Here is a 26,554-nt window from a genome sequence, read left to right on the forward strand (position 1 = left end):
GAGGTCGACCACTGGTCCGAATTGGGGATACGCGCCGGTATTGGATCACTCGTCGGCGACAGCTCGGAGAGTGTCGCCGTTTTCGCTGGTCAGAGCCAGTGTGTCGTGATCGATTCGGTAACTGAGCGTGGTGTTGAAGAGGCTCAGCAGGCTTCGTTCCGTGTCCATGAGTGAGGCGTCGCACATCATTCGCGTGGTGGACGGGCGGCCGAGGGTGATATGTCCGTCCCGCACGGTGGCGGTGGCGTTGACGTGGTTGCAGCCGAGCCGGCCGCCGACCTTGCCGGTCTTCTGGTCGAAGGTGAGGTGGGCGTCGCCCTTCGTGCGGTGGGTCTTTCCGTCGACGGTGGCGCTGTCGATGGTCCACCGCACGCCGGTGACGGGCTTCTCGGGGCTGACGGAACCGCTGCTGCCCGCTTCCTCGGTGCCACAGGCGGCGGCGAGCGGGACGAGGGCCACGGCGGCCGTCAGGGTCAGTCGCTGCTTGTACCTGTACATGTCGTTTCGACGGGCACAGGAGGTGTCCGGTTCCCCTCAGGACAGCAACGGCAGCAGATGGCCGAGATCCGCCCGCTCCCCGCTCGCGCCGACCTGCGCCGCGTCGAGGGCGTCCTGCCAGGATTGCCGCCCGGTGGCCAGCCGGACCCAGGTCAGCGGGTCGGTCTCGACGACGTTGGGCGGGGTGCCGCGGGTGTGCCGGGGGCCCTCGACGCACTGCACTACCGCGTAGGGCGGGATCCGCACCTCGGTCGAGCCGCCGGGCGCCTTGACGGCGAGGGCGTCGGCGAGGAGCCGGGTGGCGGCGGCGAGGGCCTGGCGGTCGTACGGGATGTCGAGGCCGGGGACGGCGGCGTTGAGGTCGTCGGTGTGGACGACGAGTTCGACAGTGCGCGTGACGACGTAGTCGTCCAGCGTCAGGGCGCCCGCGTTGGTGGCGAGCAGGCGGGTGCCGGGGTGTTCGGCGAGGACGGCCGTGAAGCGCTGTTCGCGCTCGGCGAGGTAGGCGACGAGGTCCGGGTTCTGCTCGGCGAGTTCGTGGGCGTACTCGGCGATGGCCGGAGCCTCGGCACCGATCGCGCCGGGCCACTCGGCCGGGGTGGCGTCCTGCCTGGCCGGCGCCGGCTCACCGACCAGCCGGATCACTGCCCCGAGGGACATCCCGATGTGCGCGACGAGATCCCGAACCGTCCACTCCCCGAGCCGGGTGGGCAGCGCGAGCTGCTCCGGCGTGAGGCCGGCCACCGCCTGCCGTACGTTCCCGAACTGGGTCAGGACCGCGGCGCGGGTCTTGGCGGGGTCGTAGGTCCGGGCGCGCTTCTTTGTCGGGGGCATGGCGTGAGCCTAGTTCTCGCGGAAGGTGGAGCTGGAGGGAAATTCCAGGTCCGTGCAGCCGCGGCGGGCGGTGACGTCGGTGACGTAGGCCCTGAAGATCCGTTCGAAGTGCGGGGCCGCGCGGCTGGACATCGAGCTGTAGCCGTAGCGCAGGCGCAGGACGTGGACCGCGGGCTTGCCGGCACAGACCGAGGTGGCCCACCACAGGCCGGTGCGCTCGTGACGGCCGGCCGTGCCCGGGGAGATGGGCGCATCGGTGGCCTTGGTGGAGCCGGTGGAGCCGACGTAGACGCTCGGGGAGCCCTGGTCGTAGAAGGTCTGCACGTCGGCCCACCACGCCTCGAAGGGATCACCGGTGGGCGCGTCGTCCGGGCTGATGCCCTTCGTGCCGGCGTATTCCGCGTCGAAGAGGGTGCGGGCTCTGTCAGTGGTAAGCGGCAGGGCGCACCGCTCGCGGAAGACGTGCGGGTCGGCCGGGGCGCCGATCGCCTCGTCGGGCAGCCAGAGCTGCTCGCGGGACGGGGACTCCAGGCGCCCGTACCAGCCGCAGGTCCCGTCGGCCTGTCCGGCGGCGGTGGGCCGAGGGACGGGCGGCAACCGCGCCGGGGGTGTGGGCAGGCGGCGTGAGCAGCCGAGCCGTGCGGCGACGTTGTTGGCGGTGGCGACGGCGAGGGACGCCATGCGCCTGCGGTCGCCGGGGGTGGCGGGCCTGGGGTAGTACGAGGACATGCCGGTGTAGGCAGCGCTCGCGGTGACCTCGATGCGTTCGGCCGGCTTGCCCCTGTAGGTGCCGTCGGGGCAGTCGAGGCGGACGGTGGTCTGGCTGGGCCCGGCGAGTCCGGATACATCCGCGCCGACGGGGACCTCCAGGCGGGCGAAGCGCTCGGGCAGTTCGGTCGCGGGCCACGAGACGATCGTGTCGCGGCCGCTGCCCGGGCCCGCGTCAACCCGGGCCTCGAACAGCCAGGCGCCGTGGGCGTCTCCGTCGTCGCCCGCGTTCTGGATCAGACAGCCGGAGGGCAGGTCGTCGAGGTCGAGGGAGCCTCGGTTGCGGAGCACGGGGTCGGCGTGGTCCATGCCGCGCACCTCGCGCACCGGCACGAGGTCGGCGCAGCCGGAGCCCACGGCCCGGTACGTCCGCCACTCGTCCCACAGGACGGTGCCGCTCCAGCCGATCCCGGCGACGGCGGCCAGGCACAGCAGCACGTTGACAAACTTGCGCACCCGCTCCCCCATCCCCCGATGACTGCCGCCGACGTTAACAGCCGCCTCTGACAGCGCACGAAGGCCCCGCCCGTCGGAACGGGCGGGGCCTTCAGGGTCGTACTCGCTCAGGCCAGCAGCGCCGGGATGGTCCCCTCGTGGGCCGTGCGCAGCTCCTCCAGGGACAGCTCGAACTCGCCCTGGAGCTCGACCGTGTCCCCGTCCACGACGCCGATGCGGGTGGCGGGCAGACCGCGGGCGCCGCACATGTCGTTGAAGCGGACCTCCTCGGAGCGCGGCACGGCGACGACCGCGCGTCCCGCCGACTCGGAGAAGAGGAGGGTGAAGGCGTCCAGACCGTCAGGGACGATCAGGCGGGCGCCCTTGCCGCCGAGCAGGGCCGACTCGACGACCGCCTGGATCAGGCCGCCGTCGGAGAGGTCGTGCGCGGAGTCGATCATGCCGTCGCGGCTGGCGGAGATCAGGATCTCGCCGAGCAGGCGCTCGCGCTCCAGGTCGACCTGAGGGGGCAGGCCGCCGAGGTGGTCGTGGATCACCTGCGACCAGGCCGAGCCGCCGAACTCCTCACGGGTGTCGCCGAGGAGGTAGAGCAGCTGGCCCTCCTCCTGGAAGGCGACCGGCGTGCGGCGGGCCACGTCGTCGATGACGCCGAGGACCGCGACCACGGGCGTCGGGTGGATGGCCACCTCGCCCGTCTGGTTGTACAGGGAGACGTTGCCGCCGGTCACCGGGGTGCCGAGCTGCTGGCAGGCGTCTGCCAGGCCGCGGATGGCCTCCGCGAACTGCCACATGACGGCCGGGTCCTCGGGCGAGCCGAAGTTCAGGCAGTCGGAGACGGCGAGCGGCTTCGCGCCGGTCGTCGCCACGTTCCGGTACGCCTCCGCCAGCGCCAGCTGCGCGCCCGCGTACGGGTCGAGCTTGGCGTAGCGGCCGTTGCCGTCGGTGGCGATGGCGACGCCCAGGCCGCTCTCCTCGTCGATGCGGATCATCCCGGAGTCCTCGGGCTGGGCGAGGACCGTGTTGCCCTGCACGAAGTGGTCGTACTGGGAGGTGATCCAGGACTTGGAGGCCTGGTTGGGGGACGCGACCAGCTCCAGGACCTGGTCCTTCAGCTCCGCGCCCGACGACGGCCTCGGCAGCTTGTTCGCGTCGTCCGCCTGCAGCTCGTCCTGCCAGGACGGGCGGGCGTACGGGCGCTCGTAGACCGGGCCGTCGTGCGCGACCGTGCGCGGGTCGACGTCGACGATCTTGCCGCCGTGCCAGTAGATCTCCAGGCGGTCGCCGTCGGTCACCTCGCCGATGACGGTGGCGATGACGTCCCACTTCTCGCAGATCTCCAGGAAGCGGTCGACCTTCTCCGGCTCGACGACCGCGCACATGCGTTCCTGCGACTCGCTCATGAGGATCTCCTCGGGCGAGAGAGTCGAGTCCCGCAGGGGTACGTCGTCCAGCGTCACGCGCATGCCGCCGGAGCCGTTCGACGCCAGCTCGCTCGTCGCGCAGGACAGGCCGGCCGCGCCGAGGTCCTGGATGCCGACGACCAGCTTCTCCTTGAAGGCCTCCAGGGTGCACTCGATGAGGAGCTTCTCCTGGAAGGGGTCGCCGACCTGGACCGCGGGGCGCTTCGACGGCTTGGCGTCGTCGAAGGTCTCGCTCGCCAGGATCGACGCGCCGCCGATGCCGTCGCCGCCGGTCCGGGCCCCGTACAGGATGACCTTGTTGCCCGCGCCGGACGCCTTCGCGAGGTGGATGTCCTCGTGCCGCATGACGCCGATGGCACCGGCGTTGACCAGCGGGTTGCCCTGGTAGCAGGCGTCGAAGACGACCTCGCCGCCGATGTTGGGCAGGCCGAGACAGTTGCCGTAGCCGCCGATGCCGGCGACGACGCCCGGGAGGACGCGCTTGGTGTCGGGGTGGTCGGCCGCGCCGAAGCGCAGCGGGTCGACGACCGCGACCGGGCGGGCGCCCATCGCGATGATGTCGCGGACGATGCCGCCGACGCCCGTGGCCGCGCCCTGGTAGGGCTCGACGTAGGACGGGTGGTTGTGCGACTCGACCTTGAAGGTGACCGCGTAGCCCTGGCCGACGTCGACGACACCCGCGTTCTCGCCGATGCCGACGAGGAGGGCGTCGGACTGCGGGGCCTTCTCGCCGAACTGGCGCAGGTGCACCTTCGACGACTTGTACGAGCAGTGCTCGGACCACATGACCGAGTACATGGCGAGTTCGGCGCCGGTCGGGCGGCGGCCGAGGATCTCCACCACCCGCTCGTACTCGTCCTTCTTCAGGCCGAGTTCGGCCCAGGGCAGCTCGACGTCGGGGGTCGCGGCCGCGTGCTCGACCGTGTCCAGAGGCGTCCGGCTCATGCGTTGACCAGCTTCTTGAGGATCGAGGTGAAGAAGGGGAGGCCGTCGGTGCGGCCGGTGCCGATGAGCGGCTCCACGGCGTGCTCCGGGTGCGGCATCAGACCCACGACGTTGCCGGCCTCGTTGGTGACGCCGGCGATGTCCCGCTGGGAGCCATTGGGGTTGCCGTATCCATCAGCGGCTTCGCCGCGGACGAGGTACCGGAAGGCGACACGGCCCTCGGCCTCCAGCTTGTCGAGCGTGTACGCGTCGGCGACGTACTGCCCGTCGTTGTTCTTCAGCGGGATGCTGATCTCCTGGCCGGCCGCGTAGTCGGTGGTCCAGGCGGTCTCGGTGTTCTCCACCCGCAGCTTCTGGTCACGGCAGATGAAGTGCAGGTGGTCGTTGCGCAGCATCGTGCCCGGCAGCAGATGCGCCTCGGTGAGGATCTGGAAGCCGTTGCAGATGCCGAGCACCGGCAGACCGGCCCTGGCCTGCTCCAGCAGGGGCTCCATCACCGGCGAGAAACGCGCGATGGCTCCGGCGCGCAGATAGTCGCCGTAGGAGAAACCACCGCACAGCACCACGGCGTCGACCTGGTGGAGGTCCTTGTCCTTGTGCCAGAGGGCGACCGGTTCGGCACCCGCGAGGCGGATCGCGCGCTGTGTGTCCCGGTCGTCGAGGCTGCCCGGGAAAGTGACGACGCCAATACGAGCGGTCACTTCGCGGCCTCCGCGACTTCCTCCACCTTGACGGTGAAGTCCTCGATCACGGTGTTGGCGAGGAAGGATTCCGCAAGATCATGGATGCGGGCGAGCGCGGCCTCGTCGACCGGTCCGTCAACTTCCAGTTCGAATCGCTTTCCCTGACGTACGTCCGAGATGCCGTCGAAACCCAGACGCGGCAGCGCGCGCTGCACCGCCTGGCCCTGGGGGTCGAGGATCTCCGGCTTGAGCATGACGTCGACTACGACGCGTGCCACTGGCACTCCCGGTGTGTGGTGCTGAGCAGGTTCCTTCAGACTACCCGCACAAAATTTCTACGCGGGTAGAGTTGTAGGAATCTACGTGACAGCGGTCACGATGCGGTATCGGAGTGGGGCGTTCACGAAAAGTTACGGGAAAGATCCCCCATCGGTCCCGGATACCTATTGCGCTCGGACACGCGGACAGATTTAGTCGGGCTTCACAATGCATTGCCGCGCACTGTACAAATGAATTGAAAATAGCCAAGACTCGGCACGTCGCCGCAGCTGAGCTGTATGCGATGCCGGACGAAGGGACCGATATTCGTGGCGCAGAAGGTCGTGGTCACGCTCTTTGACGACATCGACGGCTCGGAAGCGGCGGAAACGATCGCCTTCGGACTCGACGGCAAGTCGTACGAGATCGACCTGAATGAAGCCAATGCCAAGAAACTGCGTAAGGCGCTCGCGCCCTACGTGGACGCCGGCCGCAAGCGGTCGAGGTCCGGCAGGGCCTACAAGCAGACGGAGGTCGCCCCCGACCCCGCGGCCGTCCGGGCCTGGGCCCAGGCCAACAAGATGGACGTCCCCGCGCGCGGACGCATCCCCAAGAAGGTCTACGAGGCGTTCACCGAAGCGCAGTGAGCCCCGGGCCGACGGCCGGTCACCCGCCCCTCGGAACAACCGACTTGCGCTGCACCCCTCCTGGTCAGCTAGAGTCTGGAGCACGCCGAGGGGCGAGGCCGAAAAAGCCCAGCCCACGGAGTACATGCGGGTGTAGTTCAGTAGTAGAACATCCCCCTTCCAGGGGGAAGGCGCAGTGTGCAATTCCTGTCACCCGCTCTGCATCGCCGGTCTGACCACTCTTGTGGATCAGGTAGGCTGGTGCCCGCGCCGATCGGTGAGAGCCGGTCGGAGGCAATGCGGACGTAGCTCAGTTGGTAGAGCGCAACCTTGCCAAGGTTGAGGTCGCGAGTTCGAACCTCGTCGTCCGCTCTTGAATGAGACCCCCGGTCCTCTGGACCGGGGGTTTTTTCGTCGTGAAGACGCCAGTGTCCGTCTGACATTTGTCATGAGGAGTGGTGACACCGCGCACTGCTTCCGGGGCCGAAGTGCCGAGACGCTTGAGCCATGAACACCAACGAACACGGACACGTGATTGAGGTCACTGACCTGCGGCGTGTGTACGGGGGCGGGTTCGAGGCGGTGCGCGGAATCAGCTTCTCCGTGCGCCGCGGGGAGATCTTCGCGCTGCTGGGCACCAACGGCGCGGGCAAGACGTCGACGGTCGAACTCCTCGAAGGGCTCGCGCGGCCGGCCGGGGGCCGGGTGCGGATCCTCGGCCACGACCCGTACGCCGAGCGCGCCGCCGTGCGGCCCCGCACCGGCGTGATGCTCCAGGAGGGCGGTTTCCCCTCCGAGCTGACCGTCGCCGAGACCGCCCGGATGTGGGCGAGCTGCGTCAGCGGGGCGCGTCCCACCGAGGAGGCGCTGGGGCTGGTCGGGCTCGCCGGGAAGGCCGACGTACGGGTGAAGCAGCTGTCCGGGGGTGAGCGGCGGCGCCTGGATCTCGCGCTCGCGCTGCTCGGGGAGCCCGAGGTGCTGTTCCTGGACGAGCCGACGACCGGCCTTGACGCCGAAGGGCGCCGGGACACCTGGGAGTTGGTGAGCGCGCTGCGTGACGCGGGCACGACCGTGCTGCTGACCACGCACTACCTGGAGGAGGCGGAGGGCCTCGCCGACCGGCTCGCGATCCTCCACGAGGGGCGCATCGCGGCCGCCGGCACCCCGGCCGAGGTGACCGCCGCCCAGCCGTCCCGGATCTCCTTCGAACTGCCCGAGGGGTACTTCCTCGGCGACCTGCCGCCCCTCGGCGAGCTGGGGGTCCTCGGACACGAGGTGGACGGCCGGGTCGTACGGCTGCGGACGCGGCAGTTGCAGCGGGCGGCCACCGCGGTGCTGGTCTGGGCCGAGCGGGCGGGGGTCGAGCTTCGCGGGCTCGACGTGCGGTCGGCCTCGCTGGAGGAGGCGTTCCTGGGGATCGCGCGTGAGGCGTCCGGGGCGGAACGGGAGAAGGAGTACGTGGCATGAGCGGCACGACGGCAGTCACCACCCCCGCCCGACGGGAGGTCACCACCCCCGCCGGGCGCATGGCCGCCCTGGCACGCGCCGAACTGACGCTGCTCGGACGCAGCAGGAGCGCGCTCGTGACGGCCGTACTCGTGCCGCTGGCGCTGCCGTTCAGCGTGCAGTCGGCGGTCGGCCAGATGGACGTGGAGGAGGCCGGTCTCACGGTCGGCCTCGTGCTGCTGCCCGCCGCGATCGGCTTCTCGCTGCTGTTCGCGGTGTACGGCACGCTCGTCGGCGTCTACACGGCCCGGCGCGAGGAACTCGTGCTGAAGCGGCTGCGCACCGGTGAGCTGCGGGACGTGGAGATCCTCACCGGGGCCGCACTGCCGGCCGTCGTCACGGGCCTCGTACAGTCCCTGCTGCTGGCGGTGGGCTGCACGGTCCTCCTCGACGTCCCCGCGCCCGAGGCGCCCCATCTCGCCGTCCTGGGCCTGCTGTTGGGCCTGGCGATGTGCGCGGCCCTCGCGGGGGCCACCGCCGGCCTGACCCGGACCGTGGAGAGCGCACAGGTCACCACGATGCCGCTGATGCTGGTGTCGATGGTCGGTTCCGGTGTCACCTTCCCCCTGGAGCTGCTGCCCGACAACGTGGCCTCGGTGTGCGAACTGCTGCCGCTGTCACCGGTCATCACCCTGGTGCGCGGCGGCTGGACCGGTGACCTGTCGGCGTACGAGGCGCTGGGCACCCTCGCCACCGCGCTGGCCTGGACGGTGATCGCGGTGTTTGCTGTACGGCGGTGGTTCCGCTGGGAGCCGCGGCGCTGACGTCGGCGCGACACGGGGGAACCGAGGACATCACGGAAATCGGGGGGCACGGGGAGATGGGCGGGCCGGGGCGTTGGTGGCGGAACAAGAGCACACCGGCGAAGGTCGAGTGGTACACCCGCTGGACGTTCCACCTCTTCGCCGTGATCGAGGTGGCCGCGCTCGGGCTGCCCCTGTTCGGGAACGTGGGGCCGCGACTGGCGGGTGTGCTGCTGCTGACGCTGTCCGTGCACGCCCTCGCCTGTGGTGTGACCGCGTCGATGGCGCTGGACTGGACGCGGGGACGCCGTGAACAGCCCCTGCGGATGGTGTGGACGCTGGGCGTCGTCACCGCGCTGGTGGCCGTCGCGGCGATCGGCATCGCGCAGCGCGGCCCCGACGGTGAGGGCGTCGACGCCGCGGTGGGCGGGACCTTCGGGGTCGTCCTGGTCTTCGGTTCCGGTGTCATGTCGCTCGGCGTCCGCAGGCGACGGCGGGTGTTCGCGGTCGTGGCCGGCTTCGCGGCGGGCTCGGGCCTGGTGGCGTTCCTCCTGGGCGTGCCCGGGCTCGCCGCGCTGGGCACCGCGCTGATGGTGATGGTGGGCAGCGGGTTCCTCGCCTTCACCTCGATCTTCTCCGTGTGGCTCCTCAACGCCGTCTACGAGCTCGACGAGGCCCGCGAGACGCGTGCCCGGCTCGCCGTCGCCGAGGAGCGGCTGCGGTTCGGGCGGGACCTGCACGACGTGATGGGCCGCAACCTGGCCGTCATCGCGCTGAAGAGCGAACTGTCCGTGCAGCTGGCGCGACGCGGGCGGCCCGAGGCGGTGGAGCAGATGATCGAGGTGCAGCGGATCGCGCAGGAGTCCCAGCGCGAGGTGCGGGACGTCGTACGGGGGTACCGGGACGCCGACCTGGGCGTCGAACTCGCCGGTGCGCAGGGCGTGTTGACTGCGGCCGGGATCACCTGCGAGGTGAGTGGGGAGGCGGTCGGGCTGCCGGGCGAGGTGCAGTCGGCGCTCGCCTGGGTGGTGCGGGAGGCGACGACCAACGTGCTGCGGCACGGGGACGCCGGCCGGTGTTCGGTGGGGCTACGGGTGACGGAGGGGCACGTGGTGCTGACGGTGGAGAACGACGGGGCGACTGGGGCAACCGGGGCGGCCGCGTCGCCCGGCAGGGGCTCCGGCTCGGGGCTCGCCGGGCTGCGGGAGCGGCTGGCGGCGGTGGACGGGACGCTTGTGGCGGGGCCGACGGACGCCGGGGTGTTCCGGCTGGTGGCGCAGGTGCCGGTGGCGTCGGCGGAGGTGGCCTCGTGACCGTGCGGGTGCTGCTCGCCGACGACGAGCACCTCATCCGGGGCGCGCTGGCCGCGCTGTTGTCCCTGGAGGACGACCTGATGATCGTCGCGGAGGCGGCCACCGGACCGGAGGCGCTGGCGATGGCGCGGGCGCACGCGCCCGACGTCGCCGTCCTGGATCTGCAGATGCCGGGCGCCGACGGTGTGAAGGTCGCCACATCCCTGCGGGCGGAGCTGCCCGCCTGCCAGGTGCTCATCGTCACCAGTCACGGCCGGCCCGGGCATCTGAAGCGGGCGCTTGCCGCAGGTGTGCGCGGGTTCGTCCCCAAGACCGTCAGCGCGCAGCGGCTCGCCGAGATCATCCGCACGGTCCACGGGGGAAACCGTTACGTCGACCCCGAGTTGGCCGCCGACGCGATCTCCGCCGGTGACTCCCCGCTGACCGCCCGGGAGGCCGAGGTGCTGGAACTCGCGGCCGACGGGGCGCCCGTCGCGGAGATCGCCGAGCGGGCCGCGCTGTCCCAGGGGACCGTGCGGAACTACCTCTCCTCGGCCGCATCCAAGCTCGGGGCGGAAAACCGGCACACGGCGGTACGTCTCGCTCGCGAGCGAGGTTGGGTATAGTTGGTCTCGCGCCACGGCGCAACGCGGACGTAGCTCAGTTGGTAGAGCGCAACCTTGCCAAGGTTGAGGTCGCGAGTTCGAACCTCGTCGTCCGCTCTGGATCGGCCCCCCGGTTTCCGCCGGGGGGCTTTTTCGTGTCCCTTTGTCCGGGGCTACGCCCAGCTCGTGCCCGTCAGGCGTTCGTACGCCTCGATGTACTTGGCGCGGGTGGCCTCGACGACCTGCTCGGGCAGCGGCGGCGGGGGCTGCTCGCTCTTGCGGTCCCAGCCGGACTCCGCCGAGGTGAGCCAGTCGCGGACGTACTGCTTGTCGTACGACGGCTGCGCGCGGCCCGGCTGCCACTGGTCGGCCGGCCAGAAGCGGGAGGAGTCGGGGGTGAGCACCTCGTCCGCGACGACGAGGGTCTCCCCGTCGAAGCCGAACTCGAACTTCGTGTCGGCGAGGATGATTCCCCGTGCCCGGGCGATGTCGCGGGCCCGGCCGTAGATGGCGAGGGTCGCCTGGCGCAGCTGGGCGGCGGTGTCGGCGCCGACCTGGCGCACGACCTCCTCGTAGGAGACGTTCTCGTCGTGCTCTCCGACGGCGGCCTTGGTGGCCGGGGTGAAGATCGGGGCGGGCAGCTCGGAGCCGTCGACGAGGCCCTCGGGGAGGGCGAGGCCGCAGACGGTGCGGGAGTCGTTGTACTCGACCAGGCCGGAGCCCGTGAGGTAGCCGCGCGCCACGCACTCCACGGGGGCCATCTGCAGGGACTTGCAGACGAGGGCGCGGCCGGCCCAGTCGGCGGGGGCGCCGGCGGGCAGCTCGGTGCTCAGTACATGGTTGGGGACCAGGTCGGCGAACTGGTCGAACCACCACAGGGAGAGCTGGGTGAGGACGCGGCCCTTGTCGGGGATCTCGGTCGGCAGCACCCAGTCGAAGGCGGAGATGCGGTCGCTGGCGACCATCACGAGGTCGCCCGCCTCGTTCTGGTACAGCTCGCGCACCTTGCCGGTGTGCAGATGCACCAGACCCGGGACCTGGATCGGCTCGGGCTTTTCGACGAATCCGGACACGGTTCCTCCCCGTGGTTCTGTCCAAGTGCGTCGATTGTCCCGTACGAGGACGGCTGCTCGAGGACGGGGGGTCACTCGCGTTTGCAGATGCGGTCCAGGAGGTTTGCTGTGGCGCGCTGGACTCGTGGGTCCACGTGGCCCGGTCGGTCCAGGGCCGGGGACCAGGCGAAGGTTCCGGCCGCGAAGACCAGGGCGCCGGAGGGGGCGCGGTAGAGGGAGGTCTCCTGGTGGCGCAGGACGCCGTCGCCGTCGGTGTACGGAGAGTGGGCGAGCAGGATGCGCTCCTCGTGCTCGGGGAGCGGGGCGCGTGGGAAGTATCGGTCGGCCTCGCCCGCGACCAGGCCCTCGATCTCGTCGCCCTCGTGTGCGCCGGTCGCCTCCCACAGCCAGTGCCCGGCGTTGCGCACGATCAGCGGGTGGGGCTCGGGGACGCGGCCCGCGTACTGGATGCCCACCAGCTGCTGCTCGGGGCGGTCGACCTCCCGCCAGAGGAGCGGCTTGCCGGGGCCCTTGCGTTTACGGCAGGTGAGTAACCGGTCGGGGACGCCGGAGGGCGAGGGGCCGAGCTCCACCTGCCAGTACATGCTGTTCGCGGACAGGAACACGAGCGACGTGCCGTTCTCCACGGCGAGCTCCGCGCCCCGGCGCATGGCGTTCGACCAGTACTCGTCGTGGCCGGGGAAGACCAGGCCCCGGTAGCGGGTGGCGTCGACGCGGCCGGCGTGCAGGTCGCGGGCGTCGGCGTAGGCGAGGTCGTAGCCGTAGCGTTCGGCCCAGCGGATGAAGTCGTAGGCGTGGCCGACGTGGAGCGGGAGGCCGGCGCCCGCGTACGGCCGGTCGAAGGAGACCGTGGTCGCGGCGTCGGCCTCGCCGAGGAGGCGGCCGTTCTCGTCCCAGGCGTGGTAGAGGCTGGCGCCGATGCGGCCGTCCTCCGGATAGAGGTTGTAGGCCTGCCAGGTGATGTCGGGGAGCAGCAGGAGCAAGTCTGCGGGGCGGTTGTCGCGGACCGTGAAGGGGATGTGGGAGCGGTAGCCGTCGGCGGTGGTGAGCACGGCGACGTACGCGCCGAGGCTCCAGTACGACGGGATCTGCATCCGCCAGGACAGCCACCAGTGGTGGCAGGAGACCGTGCGGTCGGCGGTCAGCGGCTGGGGCTGGACGATGCCGGACAGGCGCGGGCTGGTGGTGACCTTGGCGGCGCCGTCACCGCCGTAGTGGCCGATGCGGTAGATGTCGACGCTGAATTCCTGGGGCGGGTCGACGGTGACGTGGAAGTCGACGGCCTCGCCGGGGGCGACCGCGCCGGTGGAGACGAAGCCCTTGATCTGGCGGCGGACGTCGTCGGCCGAGCGGGGGCCTCCGGCGGCCCGCGGGGCTGGGATCCTGGGAGCTTCGGGCGAGTGGTCCGCTGGGTTCGGGTCCATCTGGTCCACGTACCAGGGGACGACTTGGCCGGTGTCGCCGAAGTACGTCTCGGTGCCGCGCAGCCAGGGGACGGGGCCCTGGCCGAAGGGGTCCGTCACGGCGTGCGCCAACGCTCCCGACTCCCAGCGGCGGATCTGCTCCGACCCCATGTTTGCTCCCCTCCCTCGTGCCCCTGTGTGCCTCGTACGTGCGTGGCCTATGTCGCAAGCCTTTGCCATGTGCGCGATCGGTCCCAGCACATCACATAACGCACGCAGGCTGTCACTATTCGTTGCGAATTGACCGAAAGTGGAACCGGGTTGTCCGGTCAGAGGGAGGTCATACCGGGCGCATCAGAGGAGCTGATCAGGCGCGGTGATCAGACGAGCCGTACCGGCTTCTCCGGGCGTATCCCCAGCTCGACCATCCAGGCTCGCAGCGGGGTCGGGTCGCCGTCCTCTATCAGGCTGAGGACCCGGGGAGCCAGGTCGGTGGTCCTCTCACCGTTGACCAGGAGGGAGGGGCCGTCGAGCCAGTCCAGGCCCGGGGTGGCGCCGGCGGTGTCCATCGCTGCGCAGCACACCATCGCCGTGACGTGGTCGGCGAGGAGTTCACGCGGGGTGCGTGGGGGCTGGAGCGGGAATAGGGGGAGCGTCCCGTCGTCCCAGAGAGCGGTTTCGGGGCTGCCCTGGCCGGGGGCGGGCGGGGCATCGGCACCCTGCGGCGCGGAGGCGGCTTCCTCACGGGCGAGCTCGGCGGTGAGACGGGCGGCCAGGGCGGCGCTGCGGGGGTTGGGCGGGGGTGGCTCGTCGTCTTCTAGCTCATCGGTGGGGGTGTAGGGGGAGGTGGGGGTGTAGGGGGAAGTGGGGGCTGGGGTTGAGGTGGCGGCGTCGGGGGCCGGGGTGGTGGGGGCGAGGGGAGCTGGGGGGGCGCTGTGCGGCTCGGTGGACGTCGCGGGGTCGCCGTGCGGCTCGGCGGGCGTCACGGGGTCGCCGTGCGGCTCGGCGGGCGTCACGGGGTCGCTGTGCAGCTCGGCGGACGCGGCGGACGGCTCGACGGACCCAGCGGACGGCTCTGCGGGCCCTACGGGCTCGCTGTGCGGCTCGGCGGGCTCGCCGTGCGGCTCGGCGGACGCGGCGTGCGGCTCTGCGGAGGACGCGGCGGACGCGGCGGACGCGCCGTGGAACTCTGCGGGCGCTGCGGGCTCCCCGTGCGACTCGCCCGGCGCGGCCGACGCTGCCTGCCGCTCGACGGACGGCGCGGACTCCCCGTTCGTCTCGGCCGACGCGGCGGGCTCGGTGTGGAGCTCGGTCATCGCGGGCGACCCGCTGTGCGGCTCGGTGGGCGAGCTGGGATGCGGGGAGCCCGTGAGGTGGTCCAGGACTCGGGAGAGGGTGGGGCCGTCGTTGTCCGAGGGGGAGTGCTGCGGGGCTGTGGGGTCCGAGGGGGCGGGGTCGTCCTGGCAGCGGCGTACGCCGAGGTTGTCGAGGGCGCGGTGGAGGCGCGCGGCGTCGGTGCGCCACTTTCGGTCGACGACCTCCTCCGGATACTCCTGCCAGTCGACCGGGGACCAGTCGGAGCCGGTCTCGGCGGGCCCGCCGTGGAAGAGGCGGGCGGCCAGGAGCGAGGCGGCCTCGTCGATCGCGCCGGGCTCTTCGAGCAGGTCGCAGGCTGGACGCTCGCCCAGCCGGGAGGCGAACCCCTCGGCCAGCCGGTCCCGACGGGACAGCTCGGTCAGCGCGGCCACGACGCCCGCGTCCAGCCGGGAGGGCCAGCGGCCCATCCGCCAGGCGGGAAGTGCGACGCGTGTGAGCAGCCGGTCCCAGCCCGCGTACGCCAGGCCCACCTGCTCCTGGGCGACGATCCGCAGCCCGTAATCCACAGCCTGTGCACGCTCGGCGGCCGCGGCGGCCACGCCCCGCTCCATCTCGGCCGCGTGCCCCCGACAGCTGCGCAGCAACAGGCGGGCCACCCAGCCGATCCCCGCGCACCCCGAGCGGAACAGGGGGCAGCGGCCCTGCGTCGAGGCCACGGCCACCGCCGCGTCCAGGCCACGTACGAAGCGGCGGGCGGCGGCTATGTCCGGGTGCGCCGAAGGGCCCGTACCCGCGACGACCGGGGCGAGGACAGCGCGCAGCTCACCGACGCGCATCCACCACAGGAACGGGGAGCCTATGACGAGGACGGGCGCGGCCGTCGTACGCCGATGGGAGTGGCGCCCCGCCGCCACCTCGTCGCGGCCCTCGGGCGGGGGCGGGCCGTGGGCGCGGTGGGTGCGGTCCTCCAGCCAGCTGTCACAGTCCGGGGTGAGCGCCACGGCCGAGGGGGCGGGCACGTCGAGGCGGTCGGCCAGGTCACGCACCAGGCGGTACAGATCGGGTGCCGCCTGTTCCGAGATCGGCACCGTGGGGCTCACCGCGGGTCGGGAGCGGGCGACGACCAGGGCGATGACGCCGGCCGCGACCAGCACGACGACCGCCACCACGGACACCGCCCAGCGGGCCGCGTCCCAGCCCGGGCCGACGAGGTGGCCGGTGGAACCGCCGGCGAGCAGGATCACGGCGGCGGCCGCGGGCAACACGGCGACGGCCAGCGCGCGGCTGCGGATGCGCAGCACGGCGAGGGCCCGGACGCGCGCTGCCTGTGCCCCCGCTTCCATCCCGATGCCGGTCACGACCCGACCTCACCCCCCTGCCGTCCTGGCGCTTTCCGCTGCGCTTTCCTGGCGTTGCTCACTCCCCCACTGTGGCACCCACGACTGACATCGCAATGCCGGTGGGCCAAGTGCCGGAATGCTTGCGCCGCACCCTAGTTGGGGCTTCGGCCCACGTCAGCCGTATGGGCCAGCGGTCACTCGATGGAATGGCTTTGGGGAGAGCTGGATGACGTTGGGCAAGGATCAGGCCCCGAATCCAGAGACGGATCCGGGGCCTGTCGGGTTCATCGGGTGAGCGCTCGCGTTCGGCGCACGCGGGCTCGGCGCACGCGGGCTCGGCGCACGCGGGCTCGGCGCACGCGGGCTCGGTGCGCGCGGGCTGGGTGCGCATGTGGGCACGGTGCGCGCCCGCGATGCCGGCCACGCGCCCCGGCCCTACTGCGAGGCCGCCGCCTTCGCCGCGATGTCCGTGCGGTGCTGGGAGCCGTCCAGGCGGATGCGCTCGACCGCGCGGTACGCCCGGTCGCGGGCCTGCGTCAGGTCCTCGCCGGTCGCGGTGACGGAGAGGACGCGGCCGCCGGCGCTGACGACGGCGTCACCGTCGCGCTTGGTCCCGGCGTGCAGGACGTACGCGTGCGGGGCGTCCTCGGCGGCCACCTCGTCGAGGCCGGTGATCGGGTCGCCGGTGCGCGGGGTGCCGGGGTAGTTGTGCGAGGCGACGACGACGGTGACGGCCGCGTCGTCGCTCCAGCGCAGGGGCTCCAGGTGCGCGAGGTTGCCACTGGCGGCCGCCATCAGGAGACCGGCGAGCGGGGTCCGGAGGCGTGCCAGGACGACCTGGGTCTCCGGGTCGCCGAAGCGGGCGTTGAACTCGATGACGCGGACGCCCCGGCTGGTGATCGCGAGGCCGGCGTAGAGCAGGCCGGAGAAGGGGGTGCCGCGGCGGCGCATCTCGTCGACGGTCGGCTGCAGGACGGTCTCCAGGACCTCCTCGACCAGCTTCGGGTCGGCCCAGGGCAGCGGCGAGTACGCGCCCATGCCGCCCGTGTTCGGGCCCTCGTCGCCGTCGAGGGCGCGCTTGAAGTCCTGGGCGGGCTGGAGCGGGACGACCGTCTCGCCGTCGGTGACCGCGAAGAGGGAGACCTCCGGGCCGTCGAGGAACTCCTCGATGACGACGCGTTCGCAGGCGGCGGCGTGCGCGGCGGCGGCGTCGAGGTCGTCGGTCACGACGACACCCTTGCCGGCTGCGAGGCCGTCGTCCTTCACGACGTACGGGGCGCCGAAGGCGTCGAGGGCCTCGGCGACCTCCTCCGGGGTCGTACAGACGTAGGAGCGGGCGGTGGGCACGGAGGCCGCTGCCATCACGTCCTTGGCGAACGCCTTGGAGCCCTCGAGCTGCGCGGCCTGGCCGGACGGACCGAAGACCGGGATACCCGCCTCGCGCACGGCGTCGGCGACCCCGGCGACGAGAGGTGCCTCCGGGCCCACGACCACGAGCTCGGCGCCGAGTTCCGTGGCGAGTTCGGACACGGCCTTGCCGTCGAGCGCGTCGACCTGGTGCAGCTCGGCGACCTCGGCGATGCCGGCGTTGCCGGGAGCGCAGTGCAGCGCGGTGACGGCGGGGTCGAGGGACAGGGAGCGGCACAGGGCGTGTTCGCGGGCGCCGCTGCCGATGACGAGGACCTTCACGGGGGTCAGCCTAACGGCAGGAAGGGGAATGGGTTTGTGCGGGCTTCTCAAGGGCCGGGGGTGGAGGGATTGTGGGTTCCTCCAAAGCGGCTTCCCCTTGACTACTCGTTCGTGAACTCCTCCACCACCGTCGCCCCCAGCTCCCGCACGATCAGGTCGTACCCGGAGAGGGCCGACTCGTTCAGGTCGGGATCGTCGTCCTCGGGGATGTCGTCCTCGATGGAGACGGACGGCGGCGGCTCGGGCGCGGCGGACGGGCGGGACGCCGGAGCGGGGTTAGACGTGTGGGCGGGGGCGGGAGTCGGCGCTGAGCCCGGCGACGTGGAGGAGGCGGACGTGAACTGGGCCGACGCCGGGCGCGGGGCGGCCGTACCGCCTCCGCCCGAGCTCCCGTAACCACCGCCCGAGCCGCCGTAACCGCCCGAGGCGCCCTGGCCGCCGTAGCCACCCTGGCCGCCGCCCGCGGCTCCTTGCCCACCCTGGCCACCCTGGGCGCCGTAGCCGCCGGGGGCGCCGCCTCCGCCGTAGCCGCCGGTCGACGGGGGCGCGGAGCCGCCCGAGGGGTCGACGATCGCCTCGATCTTCCAGTGGACGTTGAACTGCTCGGCCAGCGCCTGCCGCAGTACGTCCTCGCTGCCGCTGCCCGCGAAGTTGTCACGGGCGCCGGCGTTGACGAAGCCGAGCTGGAGGGTGGTGCCGTCGAAGCCGGCGACCTGGGCGTTCTGGCTGAGCAGGATCCAGGTGAACCGGCGGCGGTTCTTCACCGCCTCCAGGATGTTCGGCCAGAGCATGCGCGGGTCGAGGCCACCGGCAGGGGGTGCGTACGAGGCGGCAGCGGCCGGAGCAGGGGCGGCCTGCGGGGTTGCCGGGGGCGCGGCCGGGGCGGAGGAGGCGGGCGCGGCGGGGGTGGGCGTAGCGGCAGGTCGGCCGCCACCCGCGGGCGTCGCCGTGGGCCAGCCTCCGGGTCGCCGACCGCTGCCGGCACCGGCGGCGGTGGGCCAGGCGCCGGGGGCGGACGCGGGGGCGGGCTGGGACGGTCCGGAACCTGCGCCGGGGCCGCCCTGATCCGCCGGCGCGGAGGCGGCGGCGGTGTCCATCCCGGCGGAGGCCGGGGCGGGGGCGGGCGTCTGTACCGAGCCGGGACCGGGAGCCTGCTCGGGCCCGGAGGCCGGAGCGGGGGCCGGGTCGGCAGCCGGAGCCTGGCCGGGCCCCGGAGCAGGACCTGCAGCGGGAGCCGGAGCGGGGGCCTGGCCGGACCCCGGAGCAGGACCTGCGGCGGGAGCCGGAGCGGGAGCCGAGGGCTGACCCGCCGCCGCTCCCGGCGCACCGGACGAAGCGGGACCCGAAGCACGCACCGCGGCCCGAGCAGCGGCCGCGCCGCCCCCCGGCGGGATCTGCGCACCGGTGCCCGGCGCACTCCCCTGCGTCACTCCCCCCTGCACCACTCCCCCGTGCCCATGCGCCTCGGGACCCGGCACGTACCCCATGGCAGGCATCGCGCCGCCCGCGCCGCTCGCGCCGCCCGCCGAGAAGTTCACGCCGCGCTCGAGCCGGTCGAGGCGGGCCATGACGGAACGTTCGTCGCCGTAGGCAGCGGGGAGCATCACGCGCGCGCAGATCAGCTCGAGCTGGAGGCGAGGAGAGGTGGCTCCCCGCATCTCGGTCAGCCCCTCGTTGACGAGGTCGGCGGCGCGGCTGAGCTCGGCGGCGCCGAAGACGCCCGCCTGGGCCTGCATCCGCTCCAGTACGTCGGCCGGGGCGTCGATGAGCCCCTTCTCCACGGCATCCGGGACGGCGGCGATGATCACCAGATCCCGCAGCCGCTCCAGCAGGTCGGCGACGAATCGCCGAGGGTCGTTGCCGCCCTCGATCACCCGGTCCACGACCTCGAAGGCGACGGACCCGTCACCGGTGGCGAAGGCCTCGACCACGGAGTCGAGCAGCGAGCCGTCCGTGTAGCCGAGGAGGGAGGTCGCCATGGCATACGTCACACCGTCCGCGCCCGCGCCGGCGAGGAGCTGGTCCATGACGGACATGGAGTCACGCACGGATCCGGCACCGGCCCGCACGACGAGCGGCAGCACACCCTCCTCGACGGGGATGTCCTCCTTCTGACACACCTCGCCCAGGTACTCCCGCAGGGTCCCGGGCGGCACGAGCCGGAACGGATAGTGATGGGTCCGCGACCGAATGGTCCCGATGACCTTCTCCGGCTCGGTCGTGGCGAAGATGAACTTGAGATGCTCCGGCGGCTCCTCGACGACCTTGAGCAGCGCGTTGAAGCCTGCCGACGTGACCATGTGGGCCTCGTCGATGATGTAGATCTTGTACCGGCTGCGGGCGGGCCCGAAGAAGGCCTTTTCGCGCAGGTCACGGGCGTCGTCCACACCACCGTGCGAGGCGGCGTCGATCTCGATGACGTCGATGGACCCGGGTCCGTTCCGTGCGAGGTCCTTGCACGATTCGCACTCACCGCACGGCGTGGGCGTGGGACCTTGCTCACAGTTCAGACAGCGGGCCAGGATGCGCGCGCTGGTCGTCTTGCCACATCCACGCGGACCGCTGAACAGGTACGCGTGATTGACCCGGTTGTTCCGCAGCGCCTGCTGCAACGGGTCGGTGACATGCTCCTGCCCGATGACCTCGGCGAACGACTCCGGGCGATAGCGGCGGTACAGCGCGAGAGACGACACGCCTACGAGGTTATAGGCGCCCACTGACAAAGCGGACCGCACACGCAAACGCCCCCCACGCACCCGCCAGAGCCAACCTACCCTTGCTGCCTTCCGGCCCTGGGGGAGTTCAGTCAGATAGCGCCGCGTGAGGGGCTGCCCAAACAGTACCCGATGGCAGGGGGCGGGAACGAGTTCGCGAGCACTCCTCTCGGTCATGTAATGTTTCCGGCGGAGGATTCGCCTAGAGGCCTAGGGCGCACGCTTGGAAAGCGTGTTGGGGGCAACCCCTCACGAGTTCGAATCTCGTATCCTCCGCCAGTGCCTCACCGGGCACGATGTCGAAGGGCCCCACCGTTCGCGGTGGGGCCCTTCGACATTGTCCGTCTCAGTTTCCGTCTCAGTTCGCGTCCGGGAGCTCCCAGAGCGCATCGCCGACTTGTTGAGCGACTTTTCGGAGCATGGTCCCGGTCACGTGCATGTACCGAGCGCGCATCCGGGCCGCTCCCGGGCTCCCAACCCATGATCGGTCAATCACGACGTCGGGGACGCCGAAGATCAGGAGGACGGTCGTGGCGGCGTGGCGAGCGTCATGGAGACGGCCGTCGCGGACGCCGGCGTCCCGCAGGAGCCGCTTCCAGATGTGGAAGTCGGTCTCGGAGCTGAGAGGGCCGCCGGTCGGCGAGGCGAAGACGTTCCCCTTCCCTGCGGCCTGCCTCCTGTTCTGCGCCCCGACTGGCCGCGCCCGGCGGCGCGCTCGGCGACTGCGGGCAGGACGTGGGAGACACCCTCCGTGGCCGGGGCGGTCGGCTCCACGGCTCTTAGGGAAGGATGAGCGTTCTCACCGAAGGCTGGGGTCAGGTCCGACGGCGTCGGTAGCCGTGTCGGCGATACCGGTGGAGGCGAGGTAGGCCTCGGCCTTCTTGGCCACGTTGCGCGGCCGTCAGCCCGATGACATAAGGGGCGTTGCACCAGGCAGGGGGCAGGGGCTCTCCGCCCATGCCGTACCCGAAGGCGAATGGCAGTCGCCAGATGCCGACGGGCAGTACGACCAGTGGGATGGCGTGCGCGACGCGCTCCGCCCAGGCGGGCACGCTGCGCTGTGCAAGGCCCGTCGCTTCGGGGTCCAGGGGGGCGTGGGGGTGCCTTGTTGTCGTCGTGCACCCAGCCTGCCGGGGCGCATGACGACGCGGATCATCTCCGAGGCTGACCTTGTCCCCGCCCTCAGTGGAGCAAGGTTCAACCTCCGAGGTGATGAGGGCGGAATTTCGCGGCTTGGGGTAGCGACCAACCCGCTTGAAAGCAGATGGTATCGACGGCAATGGTATCGATGGCGATAGTATCTCTGTCGATACTATTGCTCCATCAGGAGGCCGGATGCGCCGTTTCATCGGGCGGGACCGTGAACTGAGCGTGCTCGGCAACGCCTTGCAGGCGGTTCAGGATGCCGTCGGGTCGGCGAAACCGGGTCAGTGCATCCTCATGCGGGGAAGGCGGCGGGTGGGTAAGTCCAGCCTCGTCGAGGAGTTCCTCCGGCGCACCGAAACGCCGTACCTCTTCTTCACCGCGGCGGGCGGCACGGCGGAGGACGAGCTGACGGAGTTGCTCGACGCTGTCGCCAGGTCCACCCTGCCGGAGCGGGGACTGTTCTCAGAGGAAACCCCGGAGCAGTGGAACGCGGCATTCAGGCTGCTCGCGGACATCCTGCCCGACGACACCCCGAGCGTTGTCGTCGTCGACGAGGTTCCGTATCTCATGGACCGCATCGACGCCTTCGAGGGCATGCTCCAGCGGGCATGGGACCGCCTGCTCAGCCGCAAGCCGGTGCTCCTCCTCCTGGTCGGATCCGACCTGTCGATGATGGAGGCGCTGAACAGCTACGACCGCCCCTTCCATCAGCGAGGCCGGGAGATGGTCGTGGGGCCACTGAACCCGGCCGACCTCGGCGAAATGCTCAACCTGTCGCCGGCGGTCGCCTTCGACGCCGCCCTGATCACGGGCGGTCTTCCGCTGATCTGTGCGGAGTGGCGGGCCGGAGCGGATGTCTGGGAGTTCCTCCGCGACTCGCTGGACAACCCGATCTCGGCGCTGCTGGTCTCCGCCGAGCGGTCACTGGCCGCGGAGTTTCCGCCGCAGGCGATGAGCAGGGAAGTCCTGCGGGCCATCGGAAGCGGGGAGCGCACCTTCACCAACATCGCGCGCGCCGCGGGCGGCATCGCCCACACCACTCTCACCCGGGCCACCGATGTCCTGACCGAGAAGCGGGTGGTGGCAGCCGAGCTGCCCCTGTCACTGCGGCCGTCGAAGGAACGCCGCTATCGCGTGGCCGACCCTTACCTTCGGTTCTGGCTCGCGTTTCTGGACCCGCACATGGCGGAGATCGAACGAATGCGGGGAGATCTCACCCTGAGCCGCATCAAGGAGCAGTGGACGAGTTGGCGGGGCCGCGCGATCGAACCCCTCGTCCGGGAGTCCCTCGCCCGTCTCCTGCCGGACGGGCTCCTGCCCTCCGCCCCGGCGATCGGCGGGTACTGGACCCGCAGCAACGACGTCGAAATCGACCTGGTGGGCGCCGACCGGCAGCCGGTGGCCAAGCAGTTGCTCTTTCTCGGCTCGGTCAAGTGGCTGGAGAACTCCGCCTTCGACAGCCACGACCTCGCCGCACTGCAGAAGCACCGGGCAGCGATCACCGATGAGCCGGTACCGCTCGTGGCCGTCTCCCGCAGCGGGGTCGGTTGTTCCGGCCTTCAGGCGGAGTACGGCCCCGAGGAACTGCTCAGCGCTTGGCGCAGGGCGTGAGCAGAAACTGAGCCCTGGTTGCAGTTCTCGTTGCAGTTCTGGCTGCATTCGCCGGTGCCCAGTTCCAGCAGCGTCCGCCACCTGCCCTCAGCTCCACTCCGCCGCAGGTCAGGACTCTCCTGATCACCCCCGAACCCCGTGTCCTCCGCCAGTGCCTCGACGTTGTCCGTCTCGACTTCCGTCGCGATGCACGCTGCCGACGGCGTTCTCGAGATGACTCTGATACCGAACGGCGACGTAGGCGGACACACACAAGACGCATACTTGGTGCAATGACAAGGCCTGCGGCACCGAAGCGTCATCTGCCCACCAGCCCCTTCAAGCCCCCGCCCGCACCGGCTCCCCGGCGCTTCGCCGTGGGTGACCAGGTCACACACGACATGTACGGCCTCGGCCGGGTGATCGACATCGAGGATGGAATCGCCGTGCTCGTGGATTTCGGCTCGGCGCACATGCGGATCCCCAGCCCGTACTCCAAGATGACCAAGCTGTAGGACCGCTGCGCGCGGTCCCGGCACCACAGGCTCCCTCAGGGAGCCTGTACCGAAAGGAACACCTCTCATCGACCTGACCTCTCTGTTCTCCGCTCCGGAAGGGCGCCCTCGCTGTTCCACTGCAGCGTCGCCGCCTCCGACGACAAGCCCCTTCCAGGCCCCGGACTTCGGGGAGGACGAGACCTTCCTGCTCGAGGATGCGCAGGAGCTCACGCGAGACACGCGATCGGTGCGGCCCAAGGCACTCCGCTCCCACGAGTGAAAACCGGCTGACAGGGGAACGCGCCGCCACCGCGTGGCCGACCCCTGCCTACGGTTCCGGCTCGCCTTCCTGGGTCCGCACAGGGCGGAGATCCAGCGGATGCGGGGAGATCTCACTCTGCGCCGGATCAAGCAGCGGCGGACGAGCTGGCGGGGCCGCGCGATCGAACCCCTGGTCCGGGAGTCCCTCGCCCGTCTCCTGCCGGACGGGCTCCTGCCCTCCGCCCCGGCGATCGGCGGGTACTGGACCCGCAGCAACGACGTCGGAATCGACCTGGTGGGCGCCGACCGGCACCCCGTGGCCGAGGAGTTCCTCTCCCTCGGCTCGGTCAAGTGGCTGGAGAACTCCCCGTTCGACAGCCACGACCTCGCCATGCTCCAGAAGCACCGCGGCCATCACCGACGAGCCGGTACCGCTCGTCGCGGTCTCCCGCAACGGATCAGCCGCTCCGGACTCCAGGCGGCATACGGCCCCCGAAGACCTGCTCAGCGCCTGGCGCAGGGCATGAGCAGCGCCGTCGGTCGCCGTGAAACGTGAGGTTTTCCCCGCGGCTCGTCAGGGACCTGCGGCGGATGAGCGTCTGTCCTACGAGGTCGGCGCCTCGGTCCGTGTCCCCCACGTCGCGTCGGGTGGAACCGTCGGGATGGCGGAGTCGTCCGGCTCCGCTGACGGCGTCATGGCGGGTGGGGAGGCAGGGCTGGTGGGTGAGGCTGCCGAAGGTGGTTCGGAAGGTACCGGCGAGGGGGCGGTGGACGGGGCCATGGACGGGGCGGAGGTGTCGGTCGAGGGGCTGGGAGAGGGGGTCGAGGGGTCGGACCGGGTAGCCGACGGGGTGGGGCTCGACGGTGACGGCGGGGCCATGGGGACCGTGGGCGTCGTGGGCTTCTCGGGGGCCGTCAGACGGAGCGGCACGGCGACCAGGGCCGCTACCGCGCAGACAAGGCCCGCCCCGGCCGCGGTGCGCAGCAGCCGGCGCCGGAACGCGCCGCGGCGGATCGCCTCGTAGTGGCCGGGCGGCGGCCCGAGATAGGCGGACGAGGGCGGTCGCAGGATGACGGCGAGGGGGTCGTCGGGGTCGAAGTCCGGACCGTCGTCAGGGTGTGTGATCAAGACTTCTCCTCAGGTGGGCGCGGAGCAGTTCGCGAGCCGTGTGAAGGTCGGCCTTGACGGTCCCTTCCTTGCGTCCGGTCAGCACGGACACCTCCCGGATCGGCATGTCAGCGTAGTAGTGCAGCAGGATCGGCACGCGCAGTCGTTCCGGCAGCGACTGCACGAGGAGGCGTACCGAGGGATCCGCCTGTTCCGGCTGCGGCTGTACGGCGGCTTCGGCGGTGGCGCGGTACACGGCCCTGCGTTCGCGCTCCAGCTTGCGCCAGTGGTCCCGGACGAGGTTGGCCGCGGTGACGTAGAGGAAACCGCGGGGCTCCGCCACGGACGTCCAGCGGGCCCAGAGCCGGGTGAAGGCCTCGGAGGCGATCTCGTGGGCCGTCTCGTCGTCGTCGACGAGACGGCGGCACCAGCCGGCGAGGCGTGGGTAGAGGGCGGCGAACAGCTCGGACGCTGCCTTCTCGCGGGACCGTTTCAACGCTCTCCAGGGTCGTGGGGCACCCGTACGGGGGTGGGGTGAGGGGTGGCGGAGCCAGGGCCTGTCGTTTGGATCACGCCGCAGACGCGGGTCTGGCACGCCCTCCTCCGCCCTGCAGCTGCACGCCCCGGACCCCGCTCACCGGCGCTGACCAGCCGGCGTCGATTCCCTGCGCCCTGATCCAGACGACAGGCCCTAGCTCAGGCCCGCGAAGACGATCACGTTGTCGCGGTAGCCGTCACCGGTACGGGGCCCACCACAGGTGATGAGCCGCAGCTCCGGGCGGTTCACGTCCCCGTAGACCTCCCGTGTGGGGAAGTCCGCCTTGGCGACGGTCCGTACGGTGTGGACGGTGAACTCCGCCGTCGTGCCGTTCCCCAGGCGCGCCACGATCCGGTCGCCCCGCCGCAGTCGGGCGAGGTCGTGGAAGACGCCGTCCCCGTAGGCGCCGACGGTGGCGTGGCCGAGGATCACCGACGGGCCGACCTGGCCCGGTGTCGGCGAGTGCCCGTACCAGCCGGCCCGGTCGTGCGCCGTGATCGGGGGCACCTGCACGCTGCCGTCCGGGGCGAGGCCCAGCCGCATGACCGGGGTGTCGACCCCGATGGCGGGGATCCGCAGCCGGACCGGGACCGAACGCGCGAGGGCGTGGGCCGCGTTCGGGGAGGGCCGCGAAGGGGATGGCGTACCGGCGCCGGTGCGCGGGCCGGTCGAGGGCCGGCCGGACTGGCCCGACTCGCCGGAATGGCCGGTGCCGCAGCCCGCCAGCAGCGTGGCCATCGCCGCGGTGAGACAGGCGCGCCTGGAGAGCGGGGTCATGCTCCGGTCGCCCGCCGGCGCCGTACGACGAAGACGGTCGCACCGCCGACGAGGAGGACCGCGGCGGCGCCCCCGCCGATCACACCGCCCTGGCCGCCGTCGCCTCCGGAGTCCGCCGCCACGACGCCGGTGTCGGGGGCGCCGCTCGGTACGACGCTGACCTGGCTGCCCTCGGACGGCGCGACGGTCGGCTCAGCGCCACCCTGGCCCTCGGAGGGCTCGCTGGTCGGGGCCTCGCTCGCCGTGGCCGTCGGTACGGGTGTCGCGCCCTCACTCGGCGGGAGCGTGGGTTCGGCGCTCGGGACCGCGGTCGCCGGGACCGTCGGGACCGGGGACGGCTCGTCCGCCAGCGCGGGCGCGGTGCTCGCCAGTACGGCGGTGCACGCGAGTGCCACGGCACTGAGGATGGTTCGGCGCATCTGTCGCTCTCCTTGGTCGGTCAGCCCGGCCGGTGGCCCGCGGGCTG

The 26,554-nt window shown here is 71.6% G+C and carries 23 protein-coding genes, 4 tRNA genes, 1 other RNA gene and 1 pseudogene; 12 read left to right on the plus strand and 17 right to left on the minus strand.

The window, feature by feature from the left end:
• Positions 1–45 precede the first annotated feature (45 nt).
• The 6 genes from AC067M_RS33175 to purS form a co-directional block, all read right to left on the minus strand.
• Complete coding sequence (locus AC067M_RS33175; protein ID WP_478700738.1) at positions 46–498, minus strand: META domain-containing protein; 453 nt, start codon at positions 496–498, stop codon at positions 46–48.
• 36 nt (positions 499–534) lie between these two features.
• The gene (locus tag AC067M_RS33180; RefSeq protein WP_478700739.1) at positions 535–1,332 is read right to left on the minus strand and encodes a maleylpyruvate isomerase family mycothiol-dependent enzyme; all 798 of its coding nucleotides are present in this window, start codon (positions 1,330–1,332) and stop codon (positions 535–537) included.
• A gap of 9 nt (positions 1,333–1,341) precedes the next feature.
• Positions 1,342–2,556 carry a hypothetical protein gene (locus tag AC067M_RS33185; protein ID WP_478700740.1) on the minus strand — a complete coding sequence of 405 codons (1,215 nt, stop codon included), beginning with the start codon at positions 2,554–2,556 and terminating at the stop codon, positions 1,342–1,344.
• Between the two features lie 107 nt (positions 2,557–2,663).
• Positions 2,664–4,922, minus strand: a complete 2,259-nt coding sequence (purL, locus tag AC067M_RS33190) for a phosphoribosylformylglycinamidine synthase subunit PurL (protein WP_478700741.1) — start codon at positions 4,920–4,922, stop codon at positions 2,664–2,666.
• On the minus strand, positions 4,919–5,623 hold the full coding sequence (gene purQ / locus AC067M_RS33195) for a phosphoribosylformylglycinamidine synthase subunit PurQ (RefSeq protein ID WP_478700742.1): 705 nt from the start codon (positions 5,621–5,623) through the stop codon (positions 4,919–4,921). The genes purL and purQ overlap by 4 nt, the downstream gene beginning before the upstream one ends.
• Positions 5,620–5,883, minus strand: coding sequence for a phosphoribosylformylglycinamidine synthase subunit PurS (gene purS / locus AC067M_RS33200; protein WP_007383088.1), 264 nt, complete (start codon positions 5,881–5,883; stop codon positions 5,620–5,622). The genes purQ and purS overlap by 4 nt, the downstream gene beginning before the upstream one ends.
• A 309-nt stretch (positions 5,884–6,192) precedes the next feature.
• Between purS and AC067M_RS33205 the strand changes: the two genes are divergently transcribed.
• The 8 genes from AC067M_RS33205 to AC067M_RS33240 all read left to right on the plus strand — a co-directional run bounded on the left by AC067M_RS33205 (position 6,193) and on the right by AC067M_RS33240 (position 10,752).
• The gene (locus tag AC067M_RS33205) at positions 6,193–6,510 is read left to right on the plus strand and encodes a histone-like nucleoid-structuring protein Lsr2 (protein WP_478700743.1); all 318 of its coding nucleotides are present in this window, start codon (positions 6,193–6,195) and stop codon (positions 6,508–6,510) included.
• Between the two features lie 126 nt (positions 6,511–6,636).
• Positions 6,637–6,708 (plus strand) — tRNA-Gly (locus tag AC067M_RS33210).
• An 80-nt stretch (positions 6,709–6,788) separates the two neighbouring features.
• Positions 6,789–6,861: transfer RNA gene (locus AC067M_RS33215), tRNA-Gly, on the plus strand.
• 135 nt (positions 6,862–6,996) lie between these two features.
• On the plus strand, positions 6,997–7,956 hold the full coding sequence (locus AC067M_RS33220; protein ID WP_478700744.1) for an ABC transporter ATP-binding protein: 960 nt from the start codon (positions 6,997–6,999) through the stop codon (positions 7,954–7,956).
• Positions 7,953–8,759, plus strand: a complete 807-nt coding sequence (locus AC067M_RS33225; protein ID WP_478700745.1) for an ABC transporter permease — start codon at positions 7,953–7,955, stop codon at positions 8,757–8,759. Before AC067M_RS33220 ends, AC067M_RS33225 begins: the two co-directional genes overlap by 4 nt.
• Positions 8,741–10,051, plus strand: a complete 1,311-nt coding sequence (locus AC067M_RS33230) for a sensor histidine kinase (RefSeq protein WP_478700812.1) — start codon at positions 8,741–8,743, stop codon at positions 10,049–10,051. Before AC067M_RS33225 ends, AC067M_RS33230 begins: the two co-directional genes overlap by 19 nt.
• Entirely contained in the window at positions 10,048–10,656 is a 609-nt protein-coding gene (locus tag AC067M_RS33235) for a response regulator (protein ID WP_478700746.1), read from the plus strand. The genes AC067M_RS33230 and AC067M_RS33235 overlap by 4 nt, the downstream gene beginning before the upstream one ends.
• Positions 10,657–10,679: 23 nt before the next feature.
• Positions 10,680–10,752, plus strand: a tRNA-Gly gene (locus tag AC067M_RS33240).
• A gap of 56 nt (positions 10,753–10,808) precedes the next feature.
• On the opposite strand, the gene AC067M_RS33245 is transcribed toward AC067M_RS33240, so the two are convergent.
• From AC067M_RS33245 to ffs, 6 genes are all read right to left on the minus strand, one after another.
• A complete protein-coding gene (locus AC067M_RS33245; protein WP_478700747.1) occupies positions 10,809–11,708 on the minus strand; it encodes a phosphoribosylaminoimidazolesuccinocarboxamide synthase in 900 nt (299 codons plus the stop codon).
• A 71-nt stretch (positions 11,709–11,779) separates the two neighbouring features.
• Positions 11,780–13,282, minus strand: a complete 1,503-nt coding sequence (locus AC067M_RS33250; RefSeq protein WP_478700748.1) for a N,N-dimethylformamidase beta subunit family domain-containing protein — start codon at positions 13,280–13,282, stop codon at positions 11,780–11,782.
• Positions 13,283–13,491: 209 nt separating this feature from the next.
• Positions 13,492–15,786 (minus strand): M48 family metalloprotease, encoded by a 2,295-nt coding sequence (locus tag AC067M_RS33255; RefSeq protein WP_478700749.1) that lies wholly within the window; start codon positions 15,784–15,786, stop codon positions 13,492–13,494.
• A gap of 417 nt (positions 15,787–16,203) precedes the next feature.
• A complete protein-coding gene (gene purD / locus AC067M_RS33260) occupies positions 16,204–17,457 on the minus strand; it encodes a phosphoribosylamine--glycine ligase (protein WP_478700750.1) in 1,254 nt (417 codons plus the stop codon).
• A 101-nt stretch (positions 17,458–17,558) separates the two neighbouring features.
• Positions 17,559–20,150, minus strand: a complete 2,592-nt coding sequence (locus AC067M_RS33265; protein ID WP_478700751.1) for a DNA polymerase III subunit gamma and tau — start codon at positions 20,148–20,150, stop codon at positions 17,559–17,561.
• 44 nt (positions 20,151–20,194) lie between these two features.
• An RNA gene (gene ffs, locus AC067M_RS33270) (signal recognition particle sRNA small type) lies at positions 20,195–20,289 on the minus strand.
• 73 nt (positions 20,290–20,362) lie between these two features.
• On the opposite strand from ffs, the gene AC067M_RS33275 reads away from it, so the two are divergent.
• Positions 20,363–20,450 (plus strand) — tRNA-Ser (locus AC067M_RS33275).
• A gap of 79 nt (positions 20,451–20,529) precedes the next feature.
• Here AC067M_RS33275 and AC067M_RS33280 read toward each other — a convergent pair.
• Positions 20,530–20,835: pseudogene (locus AC067M_RS33280) on the minus strand (tyrosine-type recombinase/integrase); the annotation flags it as partial.
• Positions 20,836–21,506: 671 nt separating this feature from the next.
• Between AC067M_RS33280 and AC067M_RS33285 the strand changes: the two are divergent.
• The 3 genes from AC067M_RS33285 to AC067M_RS33295 all read left to right on the plus strand — a co-directional run bounded on the left by AC067M_RS33285 (position 21,507) and on the right by AC067M_RS33295 (position 24,221).
• Positions 21,507–22,928 carry an ATP-binding protein gene (locus tag AC067M_RS33285; protein WP_478700752.1) on the plus strand — a complete coding sequence of 474 codons (1,422 nt, stop codon included), beginning with the start codon at positions 21,507–21,509 and terminating at the stop codon, positions 22,926–22,928.
• Between the two features lie 272 nt (positions 22,929–23,200).
• Positions 23,201–23,422: a hypothetical protein gene (locus AC067M_RS33290; RefSeq protein WP_478700753.1), complete on the plus strand. Its 222-nt coding sequence runs from the start codon at positions 23,201–23,203 to the stop codon at positions 23,420–23,422.
• 295 nt (positions 23,423–23,717) lie between these two features.
• Entirely contained in the window at positions 23,718–24,221 is a 504-nt protein-coding gene (locus tag AC067M_RS33295; RefSeq protein WP_478700754.1) for a DUF234 domain-containing protein, read from the plus strand.
• 48 nt (positions 24,222–24,269) lie between these two features.
• On the opposite strand, the gene AC067M_RS33300 is transcribed toward AC067M_RS33295, so the two are convergent.
• From AC067M_RS33300 to AC067M_RS33315, 4 genes are all read right to left on the minus strand, one after another.
• Positions 24,270–24,794 carry a hypothetical protein gene (locus AC067M_RS33300; protein ID WP_478700755.1) on the minus strand — a complete coding sequence of 175 codons (525 nt, stop codon included), beginning with the start codon at positions 24,792–24,794 and terminating at the stop codon, positions 24,270–24,272.
• Complete coding sequence (locus AC067M_RS33305) at positions 24,778–25,269, minus strand: RNA polymerase sigma factor (RefSeq protein ID WP_478700756.1); 492 nt, start codon at positions 25,267–25,269, stop codon at positions 24,778–24,780. The genes AC067M_RS33300 and AC067M_RS33305 overlap by 17 nt, the downstream gene beginning before the upstream one ends.
• Before the next feature lie 195 nt (positions 25,270–25,464).
• Positions 25,465–26,088 carry a class F sortase gene (locus AC067M_RS33310; protein WP_478700757.1) on the minus strand — a complete coding sequence of 208 codons (624 nt, stop codon included), beginning with the start codon at positions 26,086–26,088 and terminating at the stop codon, positions 25,465–25,467.
• Positions 26,085–26,507: a sortase-dependent protein gene (locus AC067M_RS33315; protein WP_478700758.1), complete on the minus strand. Its 423-nt coding sequence runs from the start codon at positions 26,505–26,507 to the stop codon at positions 26,085–26,087. The genes AC067M_RS33310 and AC067M_RS33315 overlap by 4 nt, the downstream gene beginning before the upstream one ends.
• Positions 26,508–26,554 lie beyond the last annotated feature (47 nt).

Source organism: Streptomyces sp. NPDC043427 (assembly GCF_056436655.1).